The sequence below is a fragment of the Salsuginibacillus halophilus genome (genome assembly GCF_003014715.1).
Taxonomy (GTDB): Bacteria; Bacillota; Bacilli; order Bacillales; family Marinococcaceae; genus Salsuginibacillus; species Salsuginibacillus halophilus.
Window position 1 is genome coordinate 11,083 of sequence record NZ_PYAV01000008.1, and the last position, 25,054, is coordinate 36,136.

A 25,054-nucleotide genomic window follows, 5' to 3' on the forward strand; every position below is an offset into this window, starting at 1 on the left:
TTCAAATCGTTCAATATATAATGATTGAGTATGTATTCAATAGTTAAAATTCGACAACTTTTTACACTGCTGATAAACAATGTCATCGGTTACCTAGATCAATACTTAAAGGAGTTTTAATAGTGAAGTCAATCCAGGCACGAATTTTATGGATTTTACTGCCGATTGTGTTACTTATTTTCATTGGAACTGTAGGATATGTCATGTGGAGTACTTATGGACAAGCTGAACAGCAGGCGGAAAATTATGCTGAAGCTCAAGCCGAACGTTTTAGTGAGATGACTCTTAATGAGATCGGCAGCGGCTTGGAGCTTGCCGAAAATCTGGCATATACGTTTGAAACGGTTAGAGAAAATGAAGAAGAACCAGACCGGGAACTTTTAATTAACATCTTAGGTGATACCTTAGAGGAACACGAAGATATGCTCGGAATCTGGACGGTTTGGGAGCCTGATGCACTTGATGGAAACGATGAAGCATTTACAGATGCAGAGGGGCATAACGATGACGGCAGATTTGCACCTTACTGGAACCGCGGGGCCGAGGGGGAAGATGCTGCTTTAGAAGCCACAAATACGACTTATCAAGATCCTGAAATGGAGAACAGTGCCTGGTACTTTGAACCGTTGGAGACTGGTGAACCACAGATTATTGAGCCGACGGTTTACGAGGTGCAAGGAGAAGATATCATGCTCGTTTCTGTTACGTACCCAATTATCGTAGATGGGGAAACTCTGGGCGTGATGGGTGTCGACTTCTCGATGGATAATTTGCAGGATATGGTTGCCGATATTGAATTATATGACTCCGGTTACGGGATGCTCGTTACAAATGAAGGTATGGTGTCTGCTCATCCGGATGAGGAGGTTTTAGGGGCAGCGCTTTCGGATACGGTGGACTCGGCAGCGTGGGAAGCGGCAGTAGAAAATGGAGAATCAACATCGTTTTTAGCAGAATCAGGATTGCTTAATGCAGAGAGTTTGTACAACTTTATTCCTGTAAATGTTGAAGGGGTGAGTGATCCATGGACGTTTGCTACCGTCGTCCCTACAAATGAAATCACCCAGGAGGCAGATGAAACAGCGGTTGAAGTGGCAATCATTGCTTTTGTGCTGCTGCTCATCTTAATTGGTGCAATTATTTTACTTGCTCGTTCAATTTCCAAGCCGGTTCAAGCGGTGTCGACACAGCTAGATCAGCTGGGATCGCTTGATTTACGCCAAGGGGAGGAGAACGTTTATAACAAGTATGGGGCACGCAGTGATGAGGTTGGTGTGATGGTTCGTTCAGCAGAGCGACTTCGCCACAGCTTTACCCAGGTGCTGCGACGCATGGGTCAAACGTCAGAGCAGGTCGCTTCGTCTTCTGAAGAATTAAGTGCTGTCAGCCAGCAATCCTCAACAGCAGCAGAAGAAGTAGCAAATACGATTGAAGATATTTCAAAGCGGGCCACAGAACAATCGGATGCTACTGAGCGAGGGAGCAGTGAGATGCAGCTTCTTGGTGAGCACATTGATGAAAGTATTAGTGGTGTGCAGCAGCTTCAAGAAGCTGCCGAACGCATTACAGCTGCAAAAGATCAAGGTTCAACGGCGATTGGTCATTTAACAACAGCGGCTGCAACGAGTGATCAAGCAGCAGGAGAAGCTGAAACTGTAATGAAAGAGACGGAAGCTTATGCTGCTCAAATTTCTAAAGCAACAGATGTGATTCAAGAAATTGCTGAACAAACGAACCTTTTAGCATTGAACGCTTCTATTGAAGCGGCACGCGCAGGTGAGGCCGGCTCCGGCTTCGCGGTGGTAGCTGATGAGATTCGCAAGCTGGCAGAGCAGTCCCGGAATTCAACCGAAGAGATTAATGGAGTCGTTCAATCACTGAATACACAAATGCAGTCAGCTGTAGCTTCGATGAATGAGACGAAAGCGGCTTCTGCCGAACAGTCTGAGCAGGTGAGTGAAACGGAAGAAGCTTTCCGTGAAGTGGCAGAGGCGATTCGAGAAATGGAAGATACCGTTGGGTCGCTTGAATCTTCAAGCAGTGGCGTCATCGATAAAAAAGAAGAGATTGTCGCCTTAATGAACAAGCTTTCATCGATGGCGCAGGAAAATGCAGCCGGAACAGAAGAAGCCTCCGCCTCCATTGAAGAACAGACTGCCTCGATGGAAGAGATCGCTTCTTCTAGTGAGTCGCTTGCAACACTTGCAGAAGATATGCAGAACAGCGTGGAGCAATTCAGCTATGATGAAGAAGCTGCACGTACTGATGAAAGCACAACTGAAAAACATGAATAACCGAACAACAGCCTCGGCCGGTACCTTTTGATAGGTGCCGGCTTTTGTTTAGTGAAAAAGTACAAAAATTAAAACTCATGCACAGATTACTACTCCGAGCTCCGCGGGCTGCCCTATGAAGAGGGTGAAAACTGAATCATGAACGTAACCTTCACTTCAGACGGGCGCTTTCCCGAGGGCTTGGCTTCAGCTAACTTGTTCGATTAAAAACCAATCGAGCAAGTGGATCTTCAGCCTGCGCTTTTCCCTCTGGGAGTCGCCGTCTTTCGTTTCGGTCACTTTTCAATTTACAGATGATAATCATTTCCAGTGGATATGGTTCGATATAAAATTAATTCATATAGATATTGCTTGATCAAAAGGGTCTCTACAATTCATGACTATCAAATGACGCAAGGGTGACGAGCATCGGCGGCGACGCCTATACAGAACAACGAGTGAGAAATCCCCGACGAAAAGCAAAGTCAGCCTTTGCTTTTTTTAAGTTTGTCTATATGCTGCAGCCGGTACCTTTTGATAGGTGCCGGCTTTTTGAATAAGTAATGACACTTTGACTATTTTATTGAATTGGTCAAAACCTTGTTATATAGTGTTCTTATAACGTGACCATATTTAAATTGTAGTCAAAGAGGTGGAAGGATGCATGGGATTTTAAAAGAATGGCAGGGGATCTTTCAGCAGAAAAAGCTGCTTATCTCTCTGTTAGGGATTCTGCTCATGCCGTTATTGTACGGCGGCGTCTTACTTTGGTCCTTTTGGGATCCGTACGGGCAGGTTGATGAACTTCCAGTTGCCTTAGTAAACGATGATGAAGGTGCCGTTGTAGAGGATGAAAAGGTAAATGTAGGTGAGGAATTTGTGGATGAGGCGCTCACATCGGATGAGATTACGTTTGAAGTTGTATCGTTAAATGAAGCAGCTGCCGGGCTTGAACAATTAACGTACTATTTTTACGTACGTATCCCGCCTTCCTTCTCAGAAAACGTTACAGACATTGATCAAGAACTGCCGGAAGCGGCACAGTTAGAATATCACATTAACGAAGAAGTAAACTTTGTTTCCTCGCAGGTAGCCGAGAATGCATTAACGGAGATGGAAGAATCCTTAAATGAAGAACTAACCCGTGTGTATGTTGAAGCAGCAGATGAACGTATTAAAGATTTAAATGATGCAGTAGCCGCAATTAATGAAGCTGCCGGTGATGCGGCTGATGGAGGTCGTGAAGCTTATCAAGAAACCTCTGAATTATCTGCTGGTTTAAACCGTTTAAACGAAGGTACAGATGACCTTTATCAAGGGATGACAGAACTTCAAGAAGCGGCTTCAACAGCGGTTGATCAAGTGGAAGCAAGCGGACATGAGCAAGCGCTCGAACGTACAGGTGAGGCGTTGAGCAAGGCGCGTGATGAAATGGAAAGAATTAAAGCTGCAGAGCCTGAAACGGAGGCAGCGGCAGTTTTAGAAAATACGGCAGATAGCTTAAGTGAGGTTTCAATTGAGCTTACTGAAGGTGCAGAAATGACCGGAAGCTTGAAGCAAAACGTTAATGAAACAGTTCATGGTGTGACAGATGCCTTCGAAACAGCTGAATCAAGTGCTGCTGCGTATCGTGAAAGTTTAAGTGGAATTGAAGCAGATGAAGAACAGCCATGGTCATCTGCACTAATGGCATCGGAAGAAGCAGCAGGTGAGTTTCAAGCGCGTGCTGCAAGTGCAGAAGAGAATGCATCGGCTTGGAGTGGTGACATCACTGACCGGCTTTCAGCCGCAGAAAGCAGTATGCATGAAGCAGCAGGTGAGATTCAAGAAGTTGAAACGATGCTGCGTCAAGTAGAGGTAGCGCCTCGCGGTGAGCAAGCTGTCGATGAAGCTGAAGCGCAGCTTAAAAATGCGGAAGAAGCGCATGCAAACGCAGAAGGACTGGCAGCTGGAGTTGAAGAAGCTGTAGAAGAGCTGCATGTTGCAACAATTGAATTAACTGAAGGCGCCGGTTCAATTAGAGAAGGAACGCAGGAAGCAGCCGCGGGGAGTTCAGAGCTCGCAGCAGGGTTGGATGAGCTTTCTAAAGGGCAGAAGCAGCTGAGTGAAAATACGCAAACGTTACAAGAAACCATTCAGGACGCAAACTTAAGCGAAGCTCAGCAGTTGCAGGTTGCAGCGCCAGTAGAAGCAGCTAATCGCGGAGTATCACAGGATTTAACATATGGTGAAGGGCTTGCGCCGTATTTTATATCTATTGGACTGTATGTAGGAGCGTTGACGATGACAATCGTTTATCCATTGCGCGAGCCGGCAGGGCAAGCCAATACGTGGTTTGAACATTACAGTGGCAAGGTAGGAACAGCGCTCTTGATTAGTGTGCTGCAAACCTCGTTTTTGCTTTTGTTTATGCTTAAGGTGTTAGAGATACATGTGATGCACCTAGGTTGGTTTATCGCTATGACTTACCTCATTAGTGCATCATTTATGGGGTTAATCTTTTTTCTCGTGAGTGCACTAGATAATCCGGGGCGGTTTATTGCGATCCTTTTATTAATTGTACAACTCGGCGGTAGTTCCGGAAGTTTTCCGGTAGAGATGGTCGCCTCTCCGCTTGAAACGATACATGGGTGGCTTCCGATGACATATGCGGTGATGGGACTGCGGGCTGTGTTGTTTATGGAGGTGCCGACTCTTTTGAGCGGGAGTGCTGTCGTTTTAATCGGAATTGGGCTCGCTTCGTTTTTCATGGCGCTATGGTTTTATCGAAAAAAGGATAAAGTATGGCGTGTTGAAGGCACACATTAAGAAAAACCGGTGCCCCAAGCGGGCACCGGTTTTTTAAGGAAGTTGTTCGGCTGACACGAGCTCAGCATCTTCAGCTTCTTCACTGTAGACTTCGGCATAATGAAGGACATCTTCAACGTACCAGTCGGCTTGGTTATACACAAATAACGCTTCTTCTTCGGCGCCATCAGCCATGCCGTTCGCAGCAAGGTAGTAAGCGGCTGAATGAACCGCATCTTCGATATCAAATGGATCGGCTTTACCGTTGCCGGAAGCATCTACTCCGTAACCGCCATAAGTTGCAATGGCTTCAGGGTCGGTCTGCACATCTTCTGGAATATCTCCTTCGCCAAGATTTTCGCAGGATGGGTGGCTCCAGCCTGTCCATGTACAAGGCATAAACTGCATATGACCAACAGCCCCAGCTTCGCTCACCATGGGATCAGCATTTGAAAAAGACGTCTCAACCCGGTGGATAGCAGCGAGCATTTCCCATGGGACGTCATAAGCTTCGGCAGCTTCCGTATAAACTGGCATAAACTCGTCAGGAATCGGTTCAACAGCTGGAACTTCGGGAGTGCTCTCTTCGACCGTTGGCGATTCGGTTTGTGCAGCGATCAGCGTTAAGCTGACAGTGAAAAGTGTGATCAGCATCAAGAAAAACATAACGCCTGCCGGGACAGCCAAAGACCGGGCTGCACCGTTTTCGCTCTGCATCGTATATTTGAAAAAGTTTATCAAAAGCTTGTTCGCTCCTTTCCAATAAGATTATTCTAACCAAAAAGCGTGCGTAAAAGCAATGTTTGCAAACTGTTAATCGTAGGGAAAAATATGATGTGTACGAGTTTTTCATTTTAAGGAGGCACAAAGAATGGCGCAAAAAATGACTTTTCAAGCAAAGGGTTCGTCCCAGAACATGCAGACGACAGTGACGACCGGTAACCATCAAGTCACAATTGATGAACCACCAAACATGGGTGGGGAAGATACAGGGCCGGATCCACTAGGAAACCTGCTTGCTTCACTTGCAGGGTGTGAAAATGTAATTGCAAACATGGTGGCTAAAGAAATTGATTTTGAATTAAACGGCATTACCTTTGATGTAACTGCGGAGTTGGATCCGCGCGGTTTAATGGGACAAGCTGATGTACGCCCGTACTTTCAGAAGGCACATGTTCACGCTAAAGTTCATACATCTGAACCACAAGAGCGTATTGATGAACTGCAGCAAAAAACAGATGCCCGCTGCCCGGTTTATACAACGCTTGAAGCTGCAGGCGTTGAACTTACCCATACATGGGAGCCGGCGGAACTTTAATATCACCTAACGTATAATGTCCCTCCCTGTTTCAGCAGGGAGGGATTTTTTATTTTCAGCGAGAAGATAATACATATAACGGGCAGGGGTATAAATATTGCTCACACGTAGCACAAATGATAATATACATATACGGGGTATATGTATTGATTCGTTTATAAATCATAGAGTCATACGAAGGAGGACTTACTTTGACCGACCGGCACACCGTTCAACCGAACAAACAACAGTTATTAAATCGCTTAAAACGAATTGAGGGCCAGGTGCGCGGTGTTCATCAAATGATTGAAGATGATCGCTATTGTGTAGATGTCCTTAATCAAGTGGCCGCTGTACAGTCAGCCATGAATAAAGTTGCTGTTTCATTAACAGAAGATCATACCCGTCACTGCGTTCGGCAGGCGATTCAAGAAGGTAATGGTGAGGAATCGATTGAAGAATTAATGAATGTGATGAAAAAACTGATTGATTAGAAAGGAGGGTGGATTTTGAGCGAAAACAGTCGTGAACAAGTGCGCTTTAACGTGGAAGGAATGACGTGTGCAGCCTGCTCTTCTCGGGTGGAAAAGGTATTAAACCGTACCGATGGTGTAGAAGAAGCAAATGTGAACTTGCCCCTTGAGCAGGCCACAATCTCATATGACCCGGACGTGGTGGATGCACAAACGTTAGAAGCGCGCGTTGAAAAAGCAGGCTATGAGGTAAAAAAAGACACACAAGAATTTCAAGTGACCGGTATGACATGCGCGAGCTGTGCAAACAGGGTGGAAAAGAAGCTTAACCGTCTTCCCGGGGTGGAGTCGGCGAATGTAAACCTTGCCCTTGAAAGTGCACAAGTCACTTATAATAGTGAAGCAGTATCGATTGACAATATGAAACATGCGGTAGAAAAAGCTGGATTTGGCTTGAAAGAAAAAGAAGGTCAGCAAAGTAATGAAGCAGGTGAGGACCGAGCGGAGGAACAGCTTGGTAAGTTTTTATTTTCGGCAATTTTGTCACTCCCGCTTTTGTGGACAATGGTCACCCATTTTGAATTCACATCGTTTCTTTGGGTGCCTGAAGCTTTTATGCACCCGTGGATTCAGCTTGCGCTTGCAACGCCGATTCAGTTTATTGTTGGGTGGCAGTTTTACACCGGGGCGTATAAAGCTTTGCGTAATAAATCAGCTAACATGGATGTATTAGTTGCTATGGGGACATCAGCTGCTTATTTTTACAGTATTTATTTAGGTTATCAATGGACACAGACCGGCGGTATGCCTGAGTTATATTTTGAAGCAGCAGCGATCATTATTACTTTAGTCGTGCTCGGTAAATTGTTTGAAGCGCGGGCTAAAGGCCGGACCTCACAGGCAATTCAAAAGTTGTTAAGCTTACAGGCCAAAACAGCTAACGTTTTACGCGAAGGGGAAGTTGTTGAAGTGCCTGTGGAAGACGTTGCTCGCGGCGATCGTGTGCTGATCAAGCCTGGTGAAAAAATCCCTGTAGACGGCCGCATCGTCGAAGGAAGTTCAACTGTGGATGAATCGATGTTGACAGGTGAGAGTATGCCGGTAGATAAAATGGAAGGTGAAGAAGTTGTCGGTGCAACATTAAATCAGGCAGGTGGTTTAACAATTGAAGCAACCAAAGTAGGCGAAGAAACTGCCTTAGCCCAAATTGTTAAAACGGTGGAAGAGGCTCAAGGCTCTAAAGCTGATATTCAACGTATGGTGGATAAAGTCTCTGGGATTTTTGTTCCTGCGGTGGTGGCATTTGCTGCAGTTACGTTTATCACTTGGTATACCGTTGTCGATCCTGGGAGTGTACAAAGTGCGCTCATTCCGACAATTTCAATTTTAGTCATTGCCTGCCCGTGTGCGCTTGGGCTCGCGACCCCGACATCAATTATGGCAGGGTCCGGCCGGGCTGCGGAACTTGGTGTCTTGTACAAAGGCGGCGAATATTTAGAGCAGGCACAAGCTGTAGATACAGTCCTACTGGATAAAACCGGAACAATCACAGAAGGAGAACCGCAAGTTACGAATGTGTATGCCGTTTCTGGATGGAATGAAGCAGCGCTTTTAGAAATAACAGCGAGTGCAGAACAGCCGTCTGAACACCCGCTTGCATCAGCAATTGTGCAAGGCGCAAAAGACCAGCATTTGCGTGTGCAGCAGCCGGAAAGCTTCACTTCACTGCCGGGCCACGGAATTGAGGCGGTTGTAGAAGGGAAATCGGTACTTGTAGGTACAAAAAAGCTGCTAGAAGAACGGAGCATTTCTTTTCAAGCAGAAGAAAAAGAAAGTCTTGAAGCTGAAGGAAAAACGGCGATGCTCGTTGCAATAGATGGCGAATTTGCTGGTATGGTGGCAGTCGCTGATACGATTAAGCCAACATCCAAAGCAGCTGTTGAACGTTTGAAACAAGCAGGTATGCATGTGGTGATGATTACAGGAGATAACGCACGTACAGCTGATGCAATTGCTGAACGTGCAGGTATTAAGCATGTCCGGGCAGAGGTACTTCCGGAAGAAAAAAGTGCAGAAGTCCAGCGGTTTCAAAACTTAGGTCACCAGGTAGCGATGGTCGGAGATGGCTTAAACGATGCTCCGGCGCTCGCAGCTGCTGATATTGGGATGGCGATAGGAACTGGAACTGATATTGCCATTGAAGCAGCAGACATTACACTCATGCGTGGTGACCTTCACAGTGCAGCAGATGCTCTACTTGTTAGTCAAAAAACGATGCGTAATATAAAGCAGAACTTGTTTTTTGCGTTTCTTTACAACACCTCTGCGCTTCCGATTGCAGCAGCTGGTCTGCTCGCCCCTTGGGTAGCCGGTGCCGCTATGGCGTTTAGTTCTGTATCTGTTGTATTAAACGCCCTCCGGCTGCAGCGTTTGAAGTTTACAGGTCAAGAGAAAGGTGGGGTTTCGTGAAACGGAGATACCACTGGCTTCTAGCAGGATCTGGTTATGCAGCGGTTGTTACAGCTGTTTATTATATTGTGATTTGAAAAAAAGCCCCCGCTCTTCGGTTTGAGAGCGGGGGCTTTAGGATAGGTATAAAGACAAATTAGTCAGCCGGAAGCATTTTCACAGACCAGTGAGGGTAATTGCTCTGGACATAGTGATAAAATGTTTTTGCTTTAGATTTTGTTTCAAACGTTTCCATGAAAAGTTCAGTTTCCCCTGCGAAAACTTCAGTTTGAATCTCTTCACCGAACTTATCACAAACCAAAATCTTAAATTGCTTTTCCATTGTTTAAGCTCCTTTCATATCGATACCGTTCTTTTATAATTAAGAAATACGCCGAATATCGTCTTATTTTCTGTTTATCACAAAACCTTGTTATAAAAACATTATTTTAATAAATTTGTAACATTAAACCTTTAGGCCTAAGACAAAACTTTAGAAGAATTAGGTTACGAGGCATTCGTGCTTATGAAGCTTCACACAAGTTTTTAAGCATATTTAAAAAAAGTTTTGAGTCAGTGCAACCTATGTGTTACGATTGAAGACCGGTTTCATTAGGCGTAACCGGTTTCAAGGTAAAGAAAGGAGGATTGTTGTGGCTGGTTTCTTGGTGGATCATCACCATAAAGAAGTACACCGCACAACATTCATGAACGATCGATGCAACGTCTTGAAGCTGCCGCCGAGCGAGCGCATCACAAAGCTGAATGAAGGAGAGGTTCAAGCTTTACTTGACGCTTACGGTTATCAAAAATGTACTTGTTTTGACGGTCCTGAAATGATAGCGACGCACACACATGAACTTTTGTATGAATAGATGAGTAACCTAAAACAGCGGGGGATCTCTCCGTTGTTTTATTTTTTTATTTTCAGGGAAAAGGAATGAAACCTTTGCCAGCAACGTACGTCTAATAAATTCTATTCCATCATAAGAAAAAGTAAGGAGGTTTTACGAATGACAAACTACGCAAAGTTCTGGATTGTACTGGCGTTTAGTGCATTTATCGGTTTGTTGGCCATTGGCATCGTTCAAGCAGGGCCATATGCCATTCATGTAGCGGAAATTGCCATATTCTCTGTTATGATGTTTTCGTTTTTATATGGTTTACTGCTTTTACAACAGCCAAACCAAGAAAGTTCATAGCTCATAGATGGATAGCGTTCAGTCCGTGTTAAATGTGCAGGATGAGTAAGTGCTCGTTACTTAATGAAGTAACGGGTGCTTTTTGTTTTTTTATAGATTATAGAGCGGAGCTTATCGGCATGGTTATCAATTGTGCGGAAGGTGTAATTAATGACCAACCAAACTGTCGAATCTGCATGTCTTTTTATGTTAAAATCGCTACAATCGTCATTTATCTTCAAAAAAGTGAGGTTTTCAATTGTATATTGTAACTGCAACGGTTGTTGTTCCAAAAGAAAAAACTGAAGAAGTTATAAATATTTACCGTAATCGGTCGCGCAAAGTGGATAATGTCGACGGATTTCAAAGTTTTCAACTGCTGCAAAACGATAAAAAGCCTGAAGAGTTAACCGTGCATATGATCTGGGATTCTAAGGAAGAATATTTAACTTGGGTTCGAAGTGATCACTTTAAAGAAATTCATGACTTGGAGAAACACTATCCTGATCAAGAGCTTGCAGGCATTGTTCCAACCGTTACTCAGTATGAAGTGGTGGCTGAGTAATGTCAAAGGAACGTATTGTTGAGGAAGTTGTAGCTGGAATTTATAAAGATTATCCGTGGGTGTGGGATAAGTTCGGGGAACGCGGAAAAGAAAAAACGATTGAAGATAACTATCATCATTTAGATCACTTATATACGGCTTACAGTACCGGGGAAGCTCAAATATTTTTAGATTATACAGATTGGCTCGTCACGGTCTTAACGTCTCGAGGGGTTGGTGTAGATCTTATTGTGGATAACTTTGAGCGTTTAGAGAAGAGCATTCCAGGGCGCTTGCCACAGAAAGAAGCAGAAGCTTATTTGAATTACTTGCAGCAAGCTCGAGTGAAATTAGAAACGTAAAACAGTTGAATATAGAGAGTGGGGTGACCTCATGGAGCTGGAGCCGCGATTGTTTGCAGAGCATTTATTAGCTGGCGATGATGTAGCAGCGTTGTTATATGTACAAAAGGCGCTCGAACATTTTTCTCATACGGATGTATACGAGCATGTAATGACTCCGGCGATGTATCATGTTGGGGACCTTTGGGAGCAAAATAAAATCACTGTGGCCGAAGAGCACTTGGCCACGGGCGTTTGTGATTTTGTGCTTGCTCAAATTGATCACCGCGATCCGCCTGCAGCAGAAGCGCCACGTGTGCTTTTATGTTGTTTAGAAGGTGAAGAGCATTACCTCGGGTTAAAAATGGCAGCAAGTATCTTCCGCAGGTACGGGTGGCATGTGCGGTTTTTAGGACCGACTTTGCCACTAGAGCATGTGCTCAAAGATGCAGCTCAATTCCAGCCTCAAGTTATAGGGTTATCAGGAGCGCTTGCTTACCGCATACCGCAGTTGAAGGCGTCTGTTGAAACGCTGAAGGCGGAAACGAATGCTGATATTATCATTAGCGGTCGTACCGCTTTGATATATGACTTGGGTGCGCAGGTAGGATATGCTGCAGCAACGATCGCTTCTTTAGAGGCGCTGGAAAATTGGTTGGAAGATGGAAACGAGGGGACTGCAAATGCCACAATTTGATAAAGGGTTTCCGCTGCCATGTTTTTATATCGATAAACGGTTAACAATCACGTCAACGACTGGCACAGGTGTCGATAAATATTTACAGGCAGCGTCTTTTTTAACGCTTGTAGAAGAAGGAAGCCGTTCAAAATTACAAACGTTTTTAAGTGGCGGCGAAACAGCCGAATCACCGGTTGAAGTAAATTTATATTTAAGAAATCAAAAGTTTCAGCTTGTCGATCTATATATGAGCTGGGAAAGCGAACTGCACGGTGTTGTTGTGGTGGTGCCGAAGCAGAATGTTTATGACCAGTCAGCTTTAGTACTAGAAGGTCTCCGCGGACGGCTGCGTGACACGAATTTTCAGCTTTATGAAGAAAAAGAAAAGCTGTCGAAAATTATAGATGAAAAAAATGCGTTGTCCGCACCGTTTATTACGCTTTCTTCAAAAACAGCTCTTGTCCCACTGTTTGGTGATATAGAGGCTGAAAAGATGAAGACGATTGAAACCCATGTGCTTCAAAGAGCTTATAGCGGGGGATATGATTTAGTCTTCTTTGACTTTACAGGGGTTGGGGATATTACTGACGAAGGTTTTCAAGTGCTTGAAAACATCGTACGCAGCATGAGTTATCTCGGGCCGGAAATTGTCATTGTAGGTTTGCGCCCCGCTCACGCCCGGCAGGTTTATGAGCTGCGTCGTACGTTAAATATTCAGTTTCAACCAACACTTGAGCAGGCGTTGCACTTAGAGCGAGTTAATCGTGCGCAGGCTGTAATTCCGCAAAAGGAGGCAGATACTGATGGATGAGAAGTTGGTGGCGCAAGTCGATGGTCTTGTAGAAAAATATACAGAGCTGCTGCTTGGTGAAGCGACAGAGGAACGGAAAGAAAAGGTGCGTCTCTGGATTTTATACACTTATATCTCTAAGCAAATGCCGCCGCTCGTTAAACATTGGAATGAAAGCTATCCAGATGCAAAGGAAAATATGAAAGAGCTCGTTTACGAAATTAAAGCCTTGAACGAAGCGCATAATAATGAAGATAAGTAAAAAAAACAGCTGGCGCATGAAGATGCGCCAGCTGTTTTATGAACTGTTGACAAAGTACAAAACTTAACATTAACTCACAACTTACTGCTTCAACCGCCGCGGGCTGCCCTATTAAGAGAAGAAACCGAATCATGAACGTAACCTTCACCCCAGACGGACGCTTTCCCGAGGGCTTGGCTTCAGCTAACTTGTTCGATTTGATTTCCAATCGAACAAGTGGATCTTCAGCCTGCGCTGAATCCTCTGGGAGTCGCCGTCTTTTGTTTTGGTCACTTTTACATTTGTATATGGTTCGTTTGATCGCTCATGAAGTGTCATGATGAAATTGATTCATGTAGCTTGAGCAAAAAGCTCTCTACAATTCATGACCAGCAAATGACGCAAGGCTGACGAGCGCCGGCGGCGACGCCACCAAAAACAGCGCGAGCCGAAAATCCCGCAGGCAGTGACTTTCTGCCGAGGAAGTTGAGGCCGTGACGGGGGCTAAGAAGACACGGTGAGATCAAGCTTTAGCGTAGATCAAACCGATGTCGCACTTGTGCCCTGCGGGTGCAAGCGTCCGCCGAAAAGCGACATCAGCCTCGGCTTTTCTTGAAAGTTTGTCTACACGCTGACAGCTGGCGCTTCAATATGCGCCAGCTGTTTTTGACTGTCGATAAATTAATAAGACATGAAATTTCAGGGACATTTTGTTTCTCAAAGCTTCGAGGTTTTTACAGACAGAGGGGTTCCTCAATAGTTAGCGCTTCAACGATTTCAAGTAAGTCAAACACGTTATCTATTGTCTGCACACTCAGCTTACGTTTTTAAGCAACCTTTGTAACAAGAGATTGCTTTTAATGGGTTTGAGTAGTAGGAAGCTGTTCTTTATATCCGGAGAATTGACTGGATTCCTGTTTCAATTGATCTGGTTGGGCAGCGTCAAAGCTGTACCAGCCTTTTTTAAACATCATATTAAATAAATCACGCTGGCAGTCCTGCGATTCATTTGCGATTTGTTGAATTTCTTTATAAAACTGTGCGTGACTGGCCTCATTCATAGCAATACTGTAAGAACTTGTCATATACTTTTCTGTTGCAACGAGGTCGTTAATAAAGTCACGGTCATTCATAGCCGGTCCTGTTGGTACTTCTGTTTTCGGGTTACTAATCTTTTGTGTCATGATGATTCCACCTTTAATTCATTTGATTTGCTGAAGTAGCGTGGTGATCAAGCAGCTGCTGAAATTTATGATAATGCCGCTCATGCATGGCGCACGTATGCTGCAAAGACTGCTGAATTTCCGGGTCCTGACACTGCTCTGCAAAAAAATTAGCTTTCTTAGCTGCTAATAAATTCCACGAGAGCATATCCTTTAAGTAAAGCTCATCCTTTACTGTCAACACCTGGGGAGGTTGGGGCATAATCTGCTGATTGCCGGTTTGCTGCTGTTGTTGCACATAAACGCCTCCTTATGAAAAAAGTCAGTTATAGTATGAACAGGTTAAATGAATTTATGTAGGCATAAGAATATGAAAAATTTTCTGTAAACCATATTGCCAAACACATCAAATTACTATATGATGAGTGTAGATGATGAACAGCGATTCATTTTTATTTTTCACAAGATATGAATGATCATTCATTCGGGTTTACTTTTATTTGCTCCATTTGTAACGCATTTCGCTAGCAAAATGAGTGATTGTTCATTCAAAACAGATAGAGGAGGAAGACAATGACACGCACGATCAATAAAGTAGCGGTTCTCGGTTCGGGTGTTATGGGCTCGGGGATTGCAGCACATTTAGCAAATCTCGGGATTCCGGTTTGGCTTTTAGACATCGCGCCTAATGAGTTGAATGATGAAGAGCAAGCGAAAGGTTTAACGCTTGAAGATGAAGCTGTGCGTAACCGCTTAAGTCGTAAAGCAATTCAGCAGCTTCATAAACAAAAGCCGGCGCCGCTTGCGGTGAAAGAAAATGCGCAGTTGATCACACCGGGGAATATGACTGACCACATGAGTGTGCTGCAGGACGTTGACTGGGTGATCGAAGTTGTTGTAGAACGTTTGGATATTAAACAAAAAGTTTTTGCCGAGGTAGAAAAGCACCGGGCTGCACACACAATTGTTAGTTCAAACACTTCAGGTATTTCAATTGAAGCGATGGCAGAAGGTCGTTCTGAAGATTTTCGCCGTAACTTTCTCGGTACACACTTTTTCAACCCGCCTCGTTACTTAAAGCTGCTGGAGGTTATTCCAACAAAAGATACCGACCCGGAACTGCTTGCATTTATGAAGCGGTTTGGTGAGGAAGTGTTAGGTAAAGGTGTTGTTGAAGCAAAAGATACACCAAACTTTATCGGGAATCGGATCGGTACCTTCGGCCTGCTTAAAACGGTTGATGAAATGGTACGCCAAGGGTTCTCTGTCGGGGAGGTTGACTCTGTTACCGGTCCATTAATCGGCCGCCCGAAAAGTGCAACGTTCCGTACACTTGATGTTGTCGGTTTAGATACATTTTTGCACGTAGCTAAAAATGTATACGACCAAGTGGAAGGTACGGAAAAAGAGATTTTTGATCCGCCGGCTTTCATGAAAGATATGGGTGAAAAAGGCTGGATTGGCAGCAAGGCTGGCCAAGGCTTCTTTAAGAAAATAAAAGGTGAAAAAGGCAGCGAAATCTATGAATTAAACTATGAAACGATGGAATATGAACCGAAGAAAAAATTGAAAACGGCTTCAGTAGAACAGGCGAAACAAGCCAAATCGACTGAAAAACAGTTAAAGACGATCTGCTATGCAGATGATCAAGCAGGAGAATTCGTTTGGAATATCACGAAAGCGACACTTCTTTATGCAGCTGAAAAAGCCGAAGAAATTGCCAATGATATTGTAGCCATCGATCAAGCGATGAAGTGGGGCTTCGGCTGGGAGTTAGGCCCATTTGAAACATGGGATGCATTAGGTGTAGAAAAAGCTGTTGAAAAAATGGAGGCCGAGGGTGAAACAGTGCCGGCCTGGGTGAAGGAAATGCTTGAAAAAGGTTTTGACTCATTTTACCGCGGTTTTGATGAATATTATCACAACGGTGCATATGTTCAGCGAGATCGGAATGAAAAAGTCATTCACTTACAAGCTTTGAAAGAAAACAGCAGCAATGTCATCGCTAAAAATGCAGGCGCTTCTTTGATTGACCTTGGCGATGGTGTTGCAGGGCTTGAATTCCATTCGCAAAATAATTCAATTGGTCTTGATGTCATGCAGATGATCAACAAAGCAGTTGAAGAAGTTGATCGTAATTATAAAGGACTCGTTATCGGGAATGAAGGCAAGAACTTCTGTGTCGGTGCGAACTTAATGATGATTCTAATGGAAGCGCAGGACGGGAATTATCCGGAAGTTGACATGGTTGTCCGCCAGTTCCAAAAGGCGATGATGAACATTCGCTATTCCAATAAGCCTGTCGTTACAGCGCCGTTTAATATGACCCTTGGCGGAGGTGCGGAAATCTGTCTGCCGTCTTCAAGCATTCAAGCTGCTCATGAAACGTATATGGGGCTTGTGGAATTCGGCGTCGGCTTAATCCCAGGCGGCGGTGGGAACAAAGAGTTGTACATGAAACAGCTCGAAGGACTGCCGGAAGGTGCTGAAATTGATCTTCAGCCAATTGCGAACCAAGTATTTGAAACGATTGCTACAGCGAAAGTGGGTACTTCTGCGGCAGAGTCCGGTAAGAATGGCTTTCTAAATGAGCGAGATGCGATTGTTGCAAATGGTGATCATCTAATTGCAGCAGCGAAGCGCCGAGTGATTGAACTCTTTGAAAAAGGTTACCGTCCGCCGGTGCGCAAGCCTGTACCTGTCGTAGGCGAAACAGGTTATGCAGCGATGCAGCTAGGTGCAAAGACGATGAAGTTTGGTGGTCAAGTTAGCGATCACGACGTAAAGATCGCAGAAAAGCTTGCATTTGTTTTAGCTGGCGGGCGTGTACCAAAAGGAACAAAGGTAGATGAACAGTACTTGCTTGATTTAGAACGTGAGGCGTTTTTAAGCCTTGTTGGTGAACCGAAAACGCAACAACGGATGCAGCACATGCTCTCAAAAGGAAAGCCACTGCGTAACTAAGCTGATGAATTGAATTGGAGGGAATCGTCTTGAAGGAAGCGGTAATTGTCTCCGGTGCCAGAACGCCGGTAGGTAAAGCAAATAAAGGAACGCTCGCTGCTGAACGTGCAGATGACTTGGCAGCTTTAACAATCCGAGAAACTTTAAAGCGCGCTGGAAATTATGACCCTGCAAAAATTGAGGATGTGATTATGGGTTGTGCGATGCCGGAAGCTGAACAAGGGATGAACGTTGCCCGAAGCATCTCAGCGCTCGCTGGACTTCCAAACGACGTACCGGCGATCACGATTAACCGGTACTGCTCCTCGGGACTGCAGAGCATTGCCTACGCAGCTGAGCGGATCATGGTAGGGCATGCAACATCAATCATTGCTGGTGGTACGGAGTCAATGACAGCAATCCCGATGGGCGGCCACGTCATTGCGCCTAACCCGACCTTGGTTGATGAAGCGCCTGAGTATTACATGGGCATGGGTTATACAGCTGAACAAGTAGCGAATGAATTTGGGGTCAGCCGTGAGGATCAGGATGCTTTTGCTGCTGAAAGTCACCGGCGTGCAGCAGCGGCGATTGAGGCAGGCAAGTTTGATGATGAAATTGTGCCGGTGCCTGTAACGAAGCGTTCAGTAGGTAGCGACCATAAACTGAAAGAAAAAGAAATCACCTTTTCTATGGATGAAGGGGTGCGTGCGGAAACGACATCAGACAGTCTTGCGAAGCTGCGTCCGGCATTTCATCCGGAAGGGTCTGTGACAGCCGGTAACTCTTCACAAATGAGTGATGGTGCAGCATCTGTGTTAGTGATGGATAAAGCAGAGGCAGAGGCAGAAGGTCTACAGCCGCTGCTTAAGTTCCATTCTTTTGCTGTCGGGGGCGTCCGGCCTGAAGTCATGGGAGTTGGTCCAGTAGAAGCAATCCCGAAAGCATTGCGTCTTGCTGGTCTTGAAGTTTCAGATATTGGGTTGTTCGAGTTAAATGAAGCGTTTGCTTCGCAGTCGTTGCAAGTGATTCGTGAACTCGGGTTAGATCATGAAAAAGTTAACGTAAACGGCGGTGCGATTGCATTGGGTCATCCGCTTGGTTGTACCGGCGCCAAGTTAACATTAACACTCGCACACGAAATGAAGCGGCGTGGTGAAAAATATGGCGTTGTAACGATGTGTATCGGTGGCGGTATGGGCGCTGCCGGCGTGTTTGAACTTATATAACTTAATTTCGTACCGGGGGTATGCTAAATGGCAAACACAACAGAAACGAGCTTAAAAGGTGCCGGCTTTCTTATTGAAGAAGTAACACCAGGTCAAGTATTTACACCGGAAGATTTCACTGAAGAACATGTCATGATCGCAAAAACAACTGAAGAATTTGTTGTTAATGAGGTTGTTCCTGAAATTGAAAAAATCGAAGATCATCAATTTGATATTTCGCGCCGACTGTTAGAGCAGGCTGGTGAACTTGGTCTACTTGGTGCAGACGTTCCTGAAAAGTATGATGGACTCGGTTTGGATAAAATCAGCTCAACTTTAATTACTGAAAAATTTGCCCGCGGCGGTTCATTCTCTCTCAGTCACGGTGCTCATGTTGGTATTGGCTCGCTTCCGATTATCTTTTTCGGTAATGAAGCTCAGAAGAAGCAGTATCTGCCAGATCTTGCATCAGGTGCAAAAATTGCCGCATATGCATTAACAGAGCCAAGTTCCGGTTCTGATGCCCTTGGCGCTAAAACGAAAGCTGTTTTAAATGATGAGGGCACACATTATATTTTAAACGGCGAGAAGCAATGGATCACAAACTCCGCTTTTGCTGACGTATTCGTTGTATATGCACAGGTTGATGGCGATAAGTTCACAGCATTTATCGTTGACGCTGACTGCGAAGGTGTATCCACCGGGCCGGAAGAAAAGAAGATGGGTATTAAAGGCTCATCAACCCGTACACTCCTTCTTGAAGATGCAAAAGTTCCGAAAGAAAATCTTCTCGGAGATGTCGGGCGCGGTCATGTGATTGCTTTTAATATTTTAAATGTAGGCCGTTATAAACTTGGTGTAGGAGCAGTTGGTGCAAGTAAGCGCGGCATTCAGCTCGCAGCAGCGTATGCTAACGAGCGTAAGCAGTTTAAAACACCAATTGCAAAGTTCACTGCAATCCAGGAAAAGCTCGGGTCAATGGCTGCAGAAACGTACGCCCTTGAAAGTACGATTTACCGAACAGGCGGGTTATTTGAAGAGCAGCTCGGTAAGTTGACAGATGAAGAGCAGGAAGACGGAACTAAAGTTGCGAATGCCATTGCTGAATACGCGATTGAGTGCTCACTAAACAAGTTTTATGGTTCAGAAACGCTTGATTTTGTCGCTGATGAAGCTGTTCAAATCCACGGGGGTTACGGCTTTATGGCGGAATATGAAGTTGAGCGCATGTATCGTGATTCCCGGATTAACCGCATTTTTGAAGGTACGAATGAAGTTAACCGGATGCTCGTGCCTGGGACGATAATGAAAAAGGCGATGAAAGGTGAGCTTCCACTCTTGGAGCAGGCCCAGGGACTGCAGGAGGAGCTCATGATGATGATGCCGGAAGAACCTGGCGATGAGCCGCTCGAGCAGGAAAAATACCTTTTGCAGCATATGAAGAAAATATTCTTGATGGTTGCTGGTAACGGTGCACAAAAGTATGGGCAGGCGCTTGAAAAAGAGCAGGAGCTGCTTATGAACGTAGCTGATATTGTAAGTGATATTTACAATATGGAATCCACCATTTTGCGTACTGAAAAAGCAATGCAGAAAAATGGCGCTGATGCTGAACACATGAAGCTGCTCCTAACACAAGTTGTGTGCCAAGAAGCTGTAAACCGGATTGAAAGCCATGCGAAAGAGTCGCTCGTACACATGGAAGAAGGCGACAACCTACGGACGATGCTTTCCATTCTCCGTAAACTAACGCGCCACACGCCGATCAAATTGATTGATAAAAAGCGTGAAGTTGCCGAGCGCATCCTACAGGCTGAAGCTTACGCAGTATAATAAAGCTAACCAATTGGGGCTTTTAAGCTCCAAAATAATAAATTCCTTCTTTTGAAGGCATTCTCCTCTCTCAAGTGTAAAGAAGTCCTGCTGCGGCAAGGGCTTCTTTACGCATGTTGTTATTTTTTCACGCATAAATGCGTTATACTTGAACTGTCGAGAGGGGGTGAAGGTTGTGGCTGTTACTTTTTATTCTTACCCGCCGTGCGGCACTTGTCAGAAAGCAAAGCGGTGGTTTGAGGCAGAGGATATTTCATATGAAGAAATCCATATTGTTAAGGAGCCGCCGAGCCGCGATACGCTGCAAGAGCTTTATGAAAAGAGCGGGCTTCCACTAAAGAAGTTTTTTAACACCAGCGGGAAAAAATATCGTGAACTTGGGTTAAAAGACAAATTGCAAGAAGCGACGGAAGAAGAAAAGCTGGATTGGTTAGCTTCTGATGGTATGCTTTTAAAAAGGCCGATTGCAACAGATGGAAGCCGTGTTACAATTGGGTTTAAAGAGACAGAGTTTGAGGAAAAATGGAAATCATAATGCTGAACAATGACTTTTACGGAGGGATGTAACATGAACGTACCTGAAGGATTGAAGTATTCTGAAGAGCATGAATGGGTGAAAGAAGAAGGTGACAAGCTCCGTATCGGTATCACAGATTTTGCGCAATCTGAGCTCGGTGATATTGTATTTGTTGAGCTGCCTGAAGCAGGGGATGAAATTGAAGCAGACGAGCCGTTTGGAAGTGTAGAGTCTGTTAAAACCGTTTCCGAGCTTTATGCACCAGTGAATGGTAAAGTTGTTGAGGTGAATGAAGACCTTGAAGACAACCCTGAATACGTTAATGAATCTCCATATGAAAAGGCATGGATGATTGTCGTGGAACCATCGAATAAAGATGAATTGAATGAGCTTATGTCTGCAGCTGCTTATAAAGAGATGACTGACGACGAATAAACTTATTTTACATAAGAAGCCGGCCTTTGAAAGAGGCAGGCTTCTTTTTTGTTTTCTTTTCTAGATTTCTCTTCATTCATCTATGCACAGCGCTCATCTTCCGCTATGATATTTAGGGTGGCGAATTATCATAGGGGGAGGCACAGTGAGATGGGCGGATTTGTTCAAGGCTGGCGCATGCAGTTTCAAGGCTATAATCGAAATGTACGGCTGTTTTTACTTGCTTCGCTGCTTGCGAACATGGGAATGGGCGTTTTTATGGTCATTTACAACTACTATATTCGCGAGCTTGGGTATAGTGCGGATGTAAATGGCCGGGTTGTAGCCATGCAGGCAGCAGCCACTGCGATTGTTCTTCTTCCGGCAGGGATCGCAAGTGATAGAGTGGGACGAAAAAAGATTATTCTTTTAGGTGCGCTCTTTTTAGCTGTAAGTCTATTTCTGCGGGCTGTGCTCGTTCCTGAGTCCATGTTGTTAGCTGCTGCTTTTATGACAGGCATGTTTATGGCATTTATTCAAGTGGCGGCGATTCCATTGCTTGCGGAGAACTCAACCGAATCGCAGCGTGTTCATTTGTTTAGTTTTAATTTTGCATTAAACATGGTGGCTCACGTCCTTGGTAATGCACTAGGTGGCGGGTTAAGTGATGGGTTGGCGTGGGCGTTTTCAATTTCATCGTTAGAAAGTGTGCGGTACGCATTGCTTGCAGGCGCTGTTTTAAGCACGTGTGCCATTTTACCTGTATTAAAAATTCAAGAAACGCGTATTCAGGAAAAGCGCACACCTGGTCTTTCGTCATGGAAGGTATTATTTAGTACAAATAAAGCAGGACTTAAATTAATCTTATTGTTCGCAGTGGCTCAGCTTCTCATAGGTTTTGGATCAGGCTTAGTTATTCCTTACTTAAACTTGTATTTTACAGATCGTTTTGATATTACGCATGCAGCTGTCGGTATGATTCTCGCACTTGGTCAAGCGATGACTGCAGTGGCGTTTATGGTAGGGCCTGCTGTAGTGAACAAGGTTGGTGAAGTTAAGGCAGTTGTGATCTTACAGTTAAGTTCGCTCCCTTTTTTACTTATAACAGCTTTCACACAAAATTTGTGGCTGGCTGTCATTGCTTTTTTATTTCGCCAGGCATTGATGAACGCAGGGAATCCAATACAAATGTCTTTAATGATGCGTAAAGTAGATGATTCGATTAAAGGTTTAGCCAATTCTGTCGGTCAGATGGTGTTTCAGCTTGGGTGGGCAGTCATGGGTCCTGTTTCAACTGCGATTGTCGTTATGTATGGGGATTACTACGGCTGGGCGTTTGTATTCAGCTTAACGTGTATCCTGTACTTAACAGGATCGATTTATTTTTACCTTGTTTTCATAAAAAGAGCGTAACATATGATGCAAAACAAAAAATAAAAATGTTTCAGCGTGTAGACAAACTTTTAGATTAACGAAAGTTGACGTCGCTTTTCGGTGGACGCTTGCACCAGGCACGGCCTCAACTTCCTCGTCAGAAAGTCACTGCCTGCGGGATTTTCGGCTCGCGCTGTTCCTGGTGGCGTCACCGCCGATGCTTGTCAGCCTTGCGTTATTATGAATCAGTTTCATCATGATGATTCATGAGTGATCAAACGAACCATATACAAATGTAAAATTGACCGAAACGAAAGACGGCGACTCCCAGAGGATTAAGCGCAGGCTGAAGATCCACTTTTTCGAATGAAGACCATTCGAAAAAGTTAGCTGAAGGCAAGCCTCGGGAAAGCGTCCGTCTGAAGTGAAGTTCACGTTCATGATTCGGTTTTGTTGGGCAGCCAGCGGTTCAGAGCAGTAAGCTGCCCGTGAATGTTGGTTTTGCGCTTTATCACCAGTCTGAAATATAAAAATGTTTGACATGTCTTTAAGCGAATGCTAGTATGACGAATACCACTTAATGAAAAAACAATGATATAGACTCTTATCAAGAGAGGTGGAGGGACTGGCCCTGTGAAGCCCGGCAACCGTCAGGAAAATCTGATAGGTGCCAATTCCTGCGAAGTCGAAGCGGCTTTGGAAGATGAGAGAAAGGGATTTAAAACCTTTCTGCATCTTTTGTGCTGAAAGGTTTTTTCTTTTCAAAGCATAAAATCCTGGGTCGTCCCGGGTTTTCTTTCGGATCATTCTCCTAGTTTGCCGATAAGATCAATATACTTAGTCGAGGGGGTGAGTGGGCTTGATTCGTTTAAAGCAGCTCGAAAAAGTTTTTCAAACGAAAACACAAAATGTTGCAGCTGTACAAAATGTGGAGCTTTCTATAGAAGAAGGAGAAATCTTTGGCATTATTGGCTACAGTGGTGCAGGGAAAAGCACGCTCGTCCGTATGCTGAACATGCTTGAGCCGCCAACATCAGGTTCAGTGGAAGTGAGCGGGCAAGATTTAACGAAACTGCGCGGTCAAAAATTGCGCGAAGCCCGGCAGGACATCGGGATGATTTTTCAGCACTTTAACCTGCTTTGGTCACGAACGGTTGCAGAAAACATTGCATTTCCACTGGAGGTTGCAGGGGTTGATAAAGCCGAGCGTGAAACGAGGGTGCATGAACTAGTCGGCCTCGTTGGACTCGAAGGGCGTGAGTCTGCTTATCCTTCACAATTGAGTGGCGGACAGAAGCAGCGGGTTGGCATCGCCCGGGCGCTTGCAAACCGTCCAAAAGTGCTGCTTTGTGATGAGGCGACCTCGGCGTTAGACCCGGAAACAACCGATTCAATCCTGCAGCTGATAACAAATATTAATCAAGAGCTCGGGCTTACAGTTGTCATGATCACTCACGAAATGCATGTGATTCGTAAAGTGTGTCACAAAGTTGCGGTGATGGAAAATGGCGGGGTTGTCGAGCAGGGGCCGGTGCTTGATGTGTTTCAAAGGCCGCAGCAAGAAGTGACAAAAGGCTTTGTCAAACAAATTGCTGCACCAGATGATGAACAGGCAGAAGCTGAAGGCATAGCCCCGCCGGAGCGTGGTCAGCTTGCACGGTTAAGTTTTGTGGGTGCTAGTGCCGGTGAGCCTGTTGTATCAAGATTAATCCGTACAGTAGAAGTTGACGTCAACATCTTGCAAGGACGTCTCGCTACTACGGTGGAAGGTAGTTATGGCACAATGCTTGTGCATATTGATGGAACAGCTAAAGCCGTAGAAGAAGCGTTTCAATATCTTGAGAAAGCAGGCGTAGAAGCGGAGGTGGTCCGCGTTGATTAAAACATTATTCCCAAACGTAGATTGGATGGATATGTGGGAGGCGACAGAAGAAACCATTTATATGACAGGGGTCTCTGTTATAGCAACATTTATTTTAGGGATTCTTCTCGGTTTGATGCTTTATTTAACGTCGCGAGGTAACTTTTGGGAAAATAAAGGCTTGCATCAGCTTGTAGGAGCGTACGTCAATATTACCCGCTCTATTCCATTTATTATACTAATTATTTTATTAATTCCATTAAGTGAGTGGCTGCTTGGTACATTTCTAGGGCCGACAGCAGCTTTACTTGCCCTCATCGTAGGTGCTGCCCCGTTTTATGCTCGGTTAGTTGAGATTGGCCTGCGTGAAGTGGACCACGGCGTTGTTCAAGCAGCTGAAGCAATGGGGGCAAGTCAGCGGCAAATTATCTGGAAAGTCCTGCTTCCGGAGTCGATGCCGGCGCTTGTTTCAGGGATTACGGTAACCTCGATAGCGCTTGTCAGCTATACAGCGATGGCCGGCGTCATTGGAGCCGGCGGGCTTGGTGACTTAGCGTTTCGCGAAGGCTTTCAGCGCGGAAATCCGGATATTACAATTACTTCGACGATTCTTATTTTAATTTTAGTTTTCATTATGCAGTGGATTGGTGACTGGGTTACCAACCGTTTGGATAAACGTTAATTCTA

24 protein-coding genes and 1 riboswitch are annotated in these 25,054 nt (G+C 44.9%); of the genes, 20 read left to right on the plus strand and 4 right to left on the minus strand.

Features of this window, described 5'->3' with window-relative positions:
* Window positions 1-122 precede the first annotated feature (122 nt).
* Together B0H94_RS08775 and B0H94_RS08780 are read left to right on the plus strand one after the other, a co-directional pair.
* The gene (locus B0H94_RS08775) at window positions 123-2,294 is read left to right on the plus strand and encodes a methyl-accepting chemotaxis protein (RefSeq protein WP_106588884.1); all 2,172 of its coding nucleotides are present in this window, start codon (window positions 123-125) and stop codon (window positions 2,292-2,294) included.
* A gap of 639 nt (window positions 2,295-2,933) precedes the next feature.
* Window positions 2,934-5,081: a YhgE/Pip domain-containing protein gene (locus B0H94_RS08780; protein WP_106588885.1), complete on the plus strand. Its 2,148-nt coding sequence runs from the start codon at window positions 2,934-2,936 to the stop codon at window positions 5,079-5,081.
* Between the two features lie 33 nt (window positions 5,082-5,114).
* Here the strand turns inward: B0H94_RS08780 and B0H94_RS08785 are convergent, their stop codons facing one another.
* Window positions 5,115-5,801, minus strand: a complete 687-nt coding sequence (locus B0H94_RS08785) for a lytic transglycosylase domain-containing protein (RefSeq protein ID WP_245893943.1) — start codon at window positions 5,799-5,801, stop codon at window positions 5,115-5,117.
* Window positions 5,802-5,931: 130 nt separating this feature from the next.
* Here B0H94_RS08785 and B0H94_RS08790 point away from each other — a divergent pair, with 130 nt between their 5' ends.
* The 3 genes from B0H94_RS08790 to B0H94_RS08800 all read left to right on the plus strand — a co-directional run bounded on the left by B0H94_RS08790 (window position 5,932) and on the right by B0H94_RS08800 (window position 9,299).
* The gene (locus B0H94_RS08790) at window positions 5,932-6,378 is read left to right on the plus strand and encodes an OsmC family protein (protein WP_106588886.1); all 447 of its coding nucleotides are present in this window, start codon (window positions 5,932-5,934) and stop codon (window positions 6,376-6,378) included.
* A gap of 191 nt (window positions 6,379-6,569) precedes the next feature.
* Window positions 6,570-6,851: a metal-sensitive transcriptional regulator gene (locus B0H94_RS08795; RefSeq protein WP_106588887.1), complete on the plus strand. Its 282-nt coding sequence runs from the start codon at window positions 6,570-6,572 to the stop codon at window positions 6,849-6,851.
* 15 nt (window positions 6,852-6,866) lie between these two features.
* The gene (locus B0H94_RS08800) at window positions 6,867-9,299 is read left to right on the plus strand and encodes a heavy metal translocating P-type ATPase (protein ID WP_282432538.1); all 2,433 of its coding nucleotides are present in this window, start codon (window positions 6,867-6,869) and stop codon (window positions 9,297-9,299) included.
* A 136-nt stretch (window positions 9,300-9,435) separates the two neighbouring features.
* Here the strand turns inward: B0H94_RS08800 and B0H94_RS08805 are convergent, their stop codons facing one another.
* The gene (locus B0H94_RS08805) at window positions 9,436-9,621 is read right to left on the minus strand and encodes a hypothetical protein (RefSeq protein WP_106588888.1); all 186 of its coding nucleotides are present in this window, start codon (window positions 9,619-9,621) and stop codon (window positions 9,436-9,438) included.
* A 310-nt stretch (window positions 9,622-9,931) separates the two neighbouring features.
* On the opposite strand from B0H94_RS08805, the gene B0H94_RS08810 reads away from it, so the two are divergent.
* The 7 genes from B0H94_RS08810 to B0H94_RS08840 all read left to right on the plus strand — a co-directional run bounded on the left by B0H94_RS08810 (window position 9,932) and on the right by B0H94_RS08840 (window position 13,075).
* Window positions 9,932-10,153: a hypothetical protein gene (locus B0H94_RS08810; RefSeq protein ID WP_106588889.1), complete on the plus strand. Its 222-nt coding sequence runs from the start codon at window positions 9,932-9,934 to the stop codon at window positions 10,151-10,153.
* Between the two features lie 138 nt (window positions 10,154-10,291).
* Window positions 10,292-10,480 (plus strand): hypothetical protein, encoded by a 189-nt coding sequence (locus tag B0H94_RS08815; protein WP_106588890.1) that lies wholly within the window; start codon window positions 10,292-10,294, stop codon window positions 10,478-10,480.
* Between the two features lie 238 nt (window positions 10,481-10,718).
* The gene (locus tag B0H94_RS08820) at window positions 10,719-11,024 is read left to right on the plus strand and encodes an antibiotic biosynthesis monooxygenase family protein (RefSeq protein WP_106588891.1); all 306 of its coding nucleotides are present in this window, start codon (window positions 10,719-10,721) and stop codon (window positions 11,022-11,024) included.
* Complete coding sequence (locus B0H94_RS08825) at window positions 11,024-11,365, plus strand: hypothetical protein (RefSeq protein WP_106588892.1); 342 nt, start codon at window positions 11,024-11,026, stop codon at window positions 11,363-11,365. The genes B0H94_RS08820 and B0H94_RS08825 overlap by 1 nt, the downstream gene beginning before the upstream one ends.
* Window positions 11,366-11,396: 31 nt before the next feature.
* Window positions 11,397-12,041 carry a cobalamin B12-binding domain-containing protein gene (locus tag B0H94_RS08830; protein ID WP_106588893.1) on the plus strand — a complete coding sequence of 215 codons (645 nt, stop codon included), beginning with the start codon at window positions 11,397-11,399 and terminating at the stop codon, window positions 12,039-12,041.
* Window positions 12,028-12,834 (plus strand): STAS domain-containing protein, encoded by an 807-nt coding sequence (locus tag B0H94_RS08835; RefSeq protein ID WP_106588894.1) that lies wholly within the window; start codon window positions 12,028-12,030, stop codon window positions 12,832-12,834. Before B0H94_RS08830 ends, B0H94_RS08835 begins: the two co-directional genes overlap by 14 nt.
* The gene (locus tag B0H94_RS08840) at window positions 12,827-13,075 is read left to right on the plus strand and encodes a YusU family protein (RefSeq protein WP_106588895.1); all 249 of its coding nucleotides are present in this window, start codon (window positions 12,827-12,829) and stop codon (window positions 13,073-13,075) included. The genes B0H94_RS08835 and B0H94_RS08840 overlap by 8 nt, the downstream gene beginning before the upstream one ends.
* Window positions 13,076-13,911: 836 nt before the next feature.
* Here B0H94_RS08840 and B0H94_RS08845 read toward each other — a convergent pair.
* Together B0H94_RS08845 and B0H94_RS08850 are read right to left on the minus strand one after the other, a co-directional pair.
* Window positions 13,912-14,238 carry a spore coat protein gene (locus tag B0H94_RS08845; RefSeq protein ID WP_106588896.1) on the minus strand — a complete coding sequence of 109 codons (327 nt, stop codon included), beginning with the start codon at window positions 14,236-14,238 and terminating at the stop codon, window positions 13,912-13,914.
* Between the two features lie 13 nt (window positions 14,239-14,251).
* Window positions 14,252-14,515 carry a spore coat protein gene (locus B0H94_RS08850; RefSeq protein WP_106588897.1) on the minus strand — a complete coding sequence of 88 codons (264 nt, stop codon included), beginning with the start codon at window positions 14,513-14,515 and terminating at the stop codon, window positions 14,252-14,254.
* 275 nt (window positions 14,516-14,790) lie between these two features.
* Here B0H94_RS08850 and B0H94_RS08855 point away from each other — a divergent pair, with 275 nt between their 5' ends.
* From B0H94_RS08855 to B0H94_RS08890, 8 genes are all read left to right on the plus strand, one after another.
* On the plus strand, window positions 14,791-17,181 hold the full coding sequence (locus tag B0H94_RS08855) for a 3-hydroxyacyl-CoA dehydrogenase/enoyl-CoA hydratase family protein (protein WP_106588898.1): 2,391 nt from the start codon (window positions 14,791-14,793) through the stop codon (window positions 17,179-17,181).
* Between the two features lie 29 nt (window positions 17,182-17,210).
* Window positions 17,211-18,389, plus strand: a complete 1,179-nt coding sequence (locus B0H94_RS08860) for an acetyl-CoA C-acetyltransferase (RefSeq protein WP_106588899.1) — start codon at window positions 17,211-17,213, stop codon at window positions 18,387-18,389.
* A 27-nt stretch (window positions 18,390-18,416) separates the two neighbouring features.
* Complete coding sequence (locus B0H94_RS08865; RefSeq protein WP_106588900.1) at window positions 18,417-20,201, plus strand: acyl-CoA dehydrogenase family protein; 1,785 nt, start codon at window positions 18,417-18,419, stop codon at window positions 20,199-20,201.
* Between the two features lie 175 nt (window positions 20,202-20,376).
* Window positions 20,377-20,736: an arsenate reductase family protein gene (locus B0H94_RS08870; RefSeq protein ID WP_106588901.1), complete on the plus strand. Its 360-nt coding sequence runs from the start codon at window positions 20,377-20,379 to the stop codon at window positions 20,734-20,736.
* A gap of 33 nt (window positions 20,737-20,769) precedes the next feature.
* A complete protein-coding gene (gene gcvH, locus B0H94_RS08875) occupies window positions 20,770-21,153 on the plus strand; it encodes a glycine cleavage system protein GcvH (protein ID WP_106588902.1) in 384 nt (127 codons plus the stop codon).
* A 150-nt stretch (window positions 21,154-21,303) separates the two neighbouring features.
* The gene (locus tag B0H94_RS08880) at window positions 21,304-22,545 is read left to right on the plus strand and encodes an MFS transporter (protein ID WP_106588903.1); all 1,242 of its coding nucleotides are present in this window, start codon (window positions 21,304-21,306) and stop codon (window positions 22,543-22,545) included.
* A gap of 562 nt (window positions 22,546-23,107) precedes the next feature.
* A riboswitch (SAM riboswitch) is annotated at window positions 23,108-23,216 on the plus strand.
* 149 nt (window positions 23,217-23,365) lie between these two features.
* Window positions 23,366-24,388, plus strand: coding sequence for a methionine ABC transporter ATP-binding protein (locus tag B0H94_RS08885; RefSeq protein ID WP_106588904.1), 1,023 nt, complete (start codon window positions 23,366-23,368; stop codon window positions 24,386-24,388).
* Window positions 24,381-25,049 carry a methionine ABC transporter permease gene (locus tag B0H94_RS08890; RefSeq protein ID WP_106588905.1) on the plus strand — a complete coding sequence of 223 codons (669 nt, stop codon included), beginning with the start codon at window positions 24,381-24,383 and terminating at the stop codon, window positions 25,047-25,049. Before B0H94_RS08885 ends, B0H94_RS08890 begins: the two co-directional genes overlap by 8 nt.
* The last annotated feature ends 5 nt before the right edge of the window (window positions 25,050-25,054 follow it).

Coding starts and splice junctions, on each gene's coding strand:
- B0H94_RS08780 (WP_106588885.1), top strand. CDS start 2,934: ATGCATGGGATTTTAAAAGAATGGCAGGGGATCTTTCAGCAGAAAAAG.
- B0H94_RS08815 (WP_106588890.1), top strand. CDS start 10,292: ATGACAAACTACGCAAAGTTCTGGATTGTACTGGCGTTTAGTGCATTT.
- B0H94_RS08880 (WP_106588903.1), top strand. CDS start 21,304: ATGGGCGGATTTGTTCAAGGCTGGCGCATGCAGTTTCAAGGCTATAAT.
- B0H94_RS08825 (WP_106588892.1), top strand. CDS start 11,024: ATGTCAAAGGAACGTATTGTTGAGGAAGTTGTAGCTGGAATTTATAAA.
- B0H94_RS08830 (WP_106588893.1), top strand. CDS start 11,397: ATGGAGCTGGAGCCGCGATTGTTTGCAGAGCATTTATTAGCTGGCGAT.
- B0H94_RS08845 (WP_106588896.1), bottom strand. CDS start 14,238: ATGACACAAAAGATTAGTAACCCGAAAACAGAAGTACCAACAGGACCG.
- B0H94_RS08805 (WP_106588888.1), bottom strand. CDS start 9,621: ATGGAAAAGCAATTTAAGATTTTGGTTTGTGATAAGTTCGGTGAAGAG.
- gcvH (WP_106588902.1), top strand. CDS start 20,770: ATGAACGTACCTGAAGGATTGAAGTATTCTGAAGAGCATGAATGGGTG.
- B0H94_RS08835 (WP_106588894.1), top strand. CDS start 12,028: ATGCCACAATTTGATAAAGGGTTTCCGCTGCCATGTTTTTATATCGAT.
- B0H94_RS08840 (WP_106588895.1), top strand. CDS start 12,827: ATGGATGAGAAGTTGGTGGCGCAAGTCGATGGTCTTGTAGAAAAATAT.
- B0H94_RS08855 (WP_106588898.1), top strand. CDS start 14,791: ATGACACGCACGATCAATAAAGTAGCGGTTCTCGGTTCGGGTGTTATG.
- B0H94_RS08865 (WP_106588900.1), top strand. CDS start 18,417: ATGGCAAACACAACAGAAACGAGCTTAAAAGGTGCCGGCTTTCTTATT.
- B0H94_RS08790 (WP_106588886.1), top strand. CDS start 5,932: ATGGCGCAAAAAATGACTTTTCAAGCAAAGGGTTCGTCCCAGAACATG.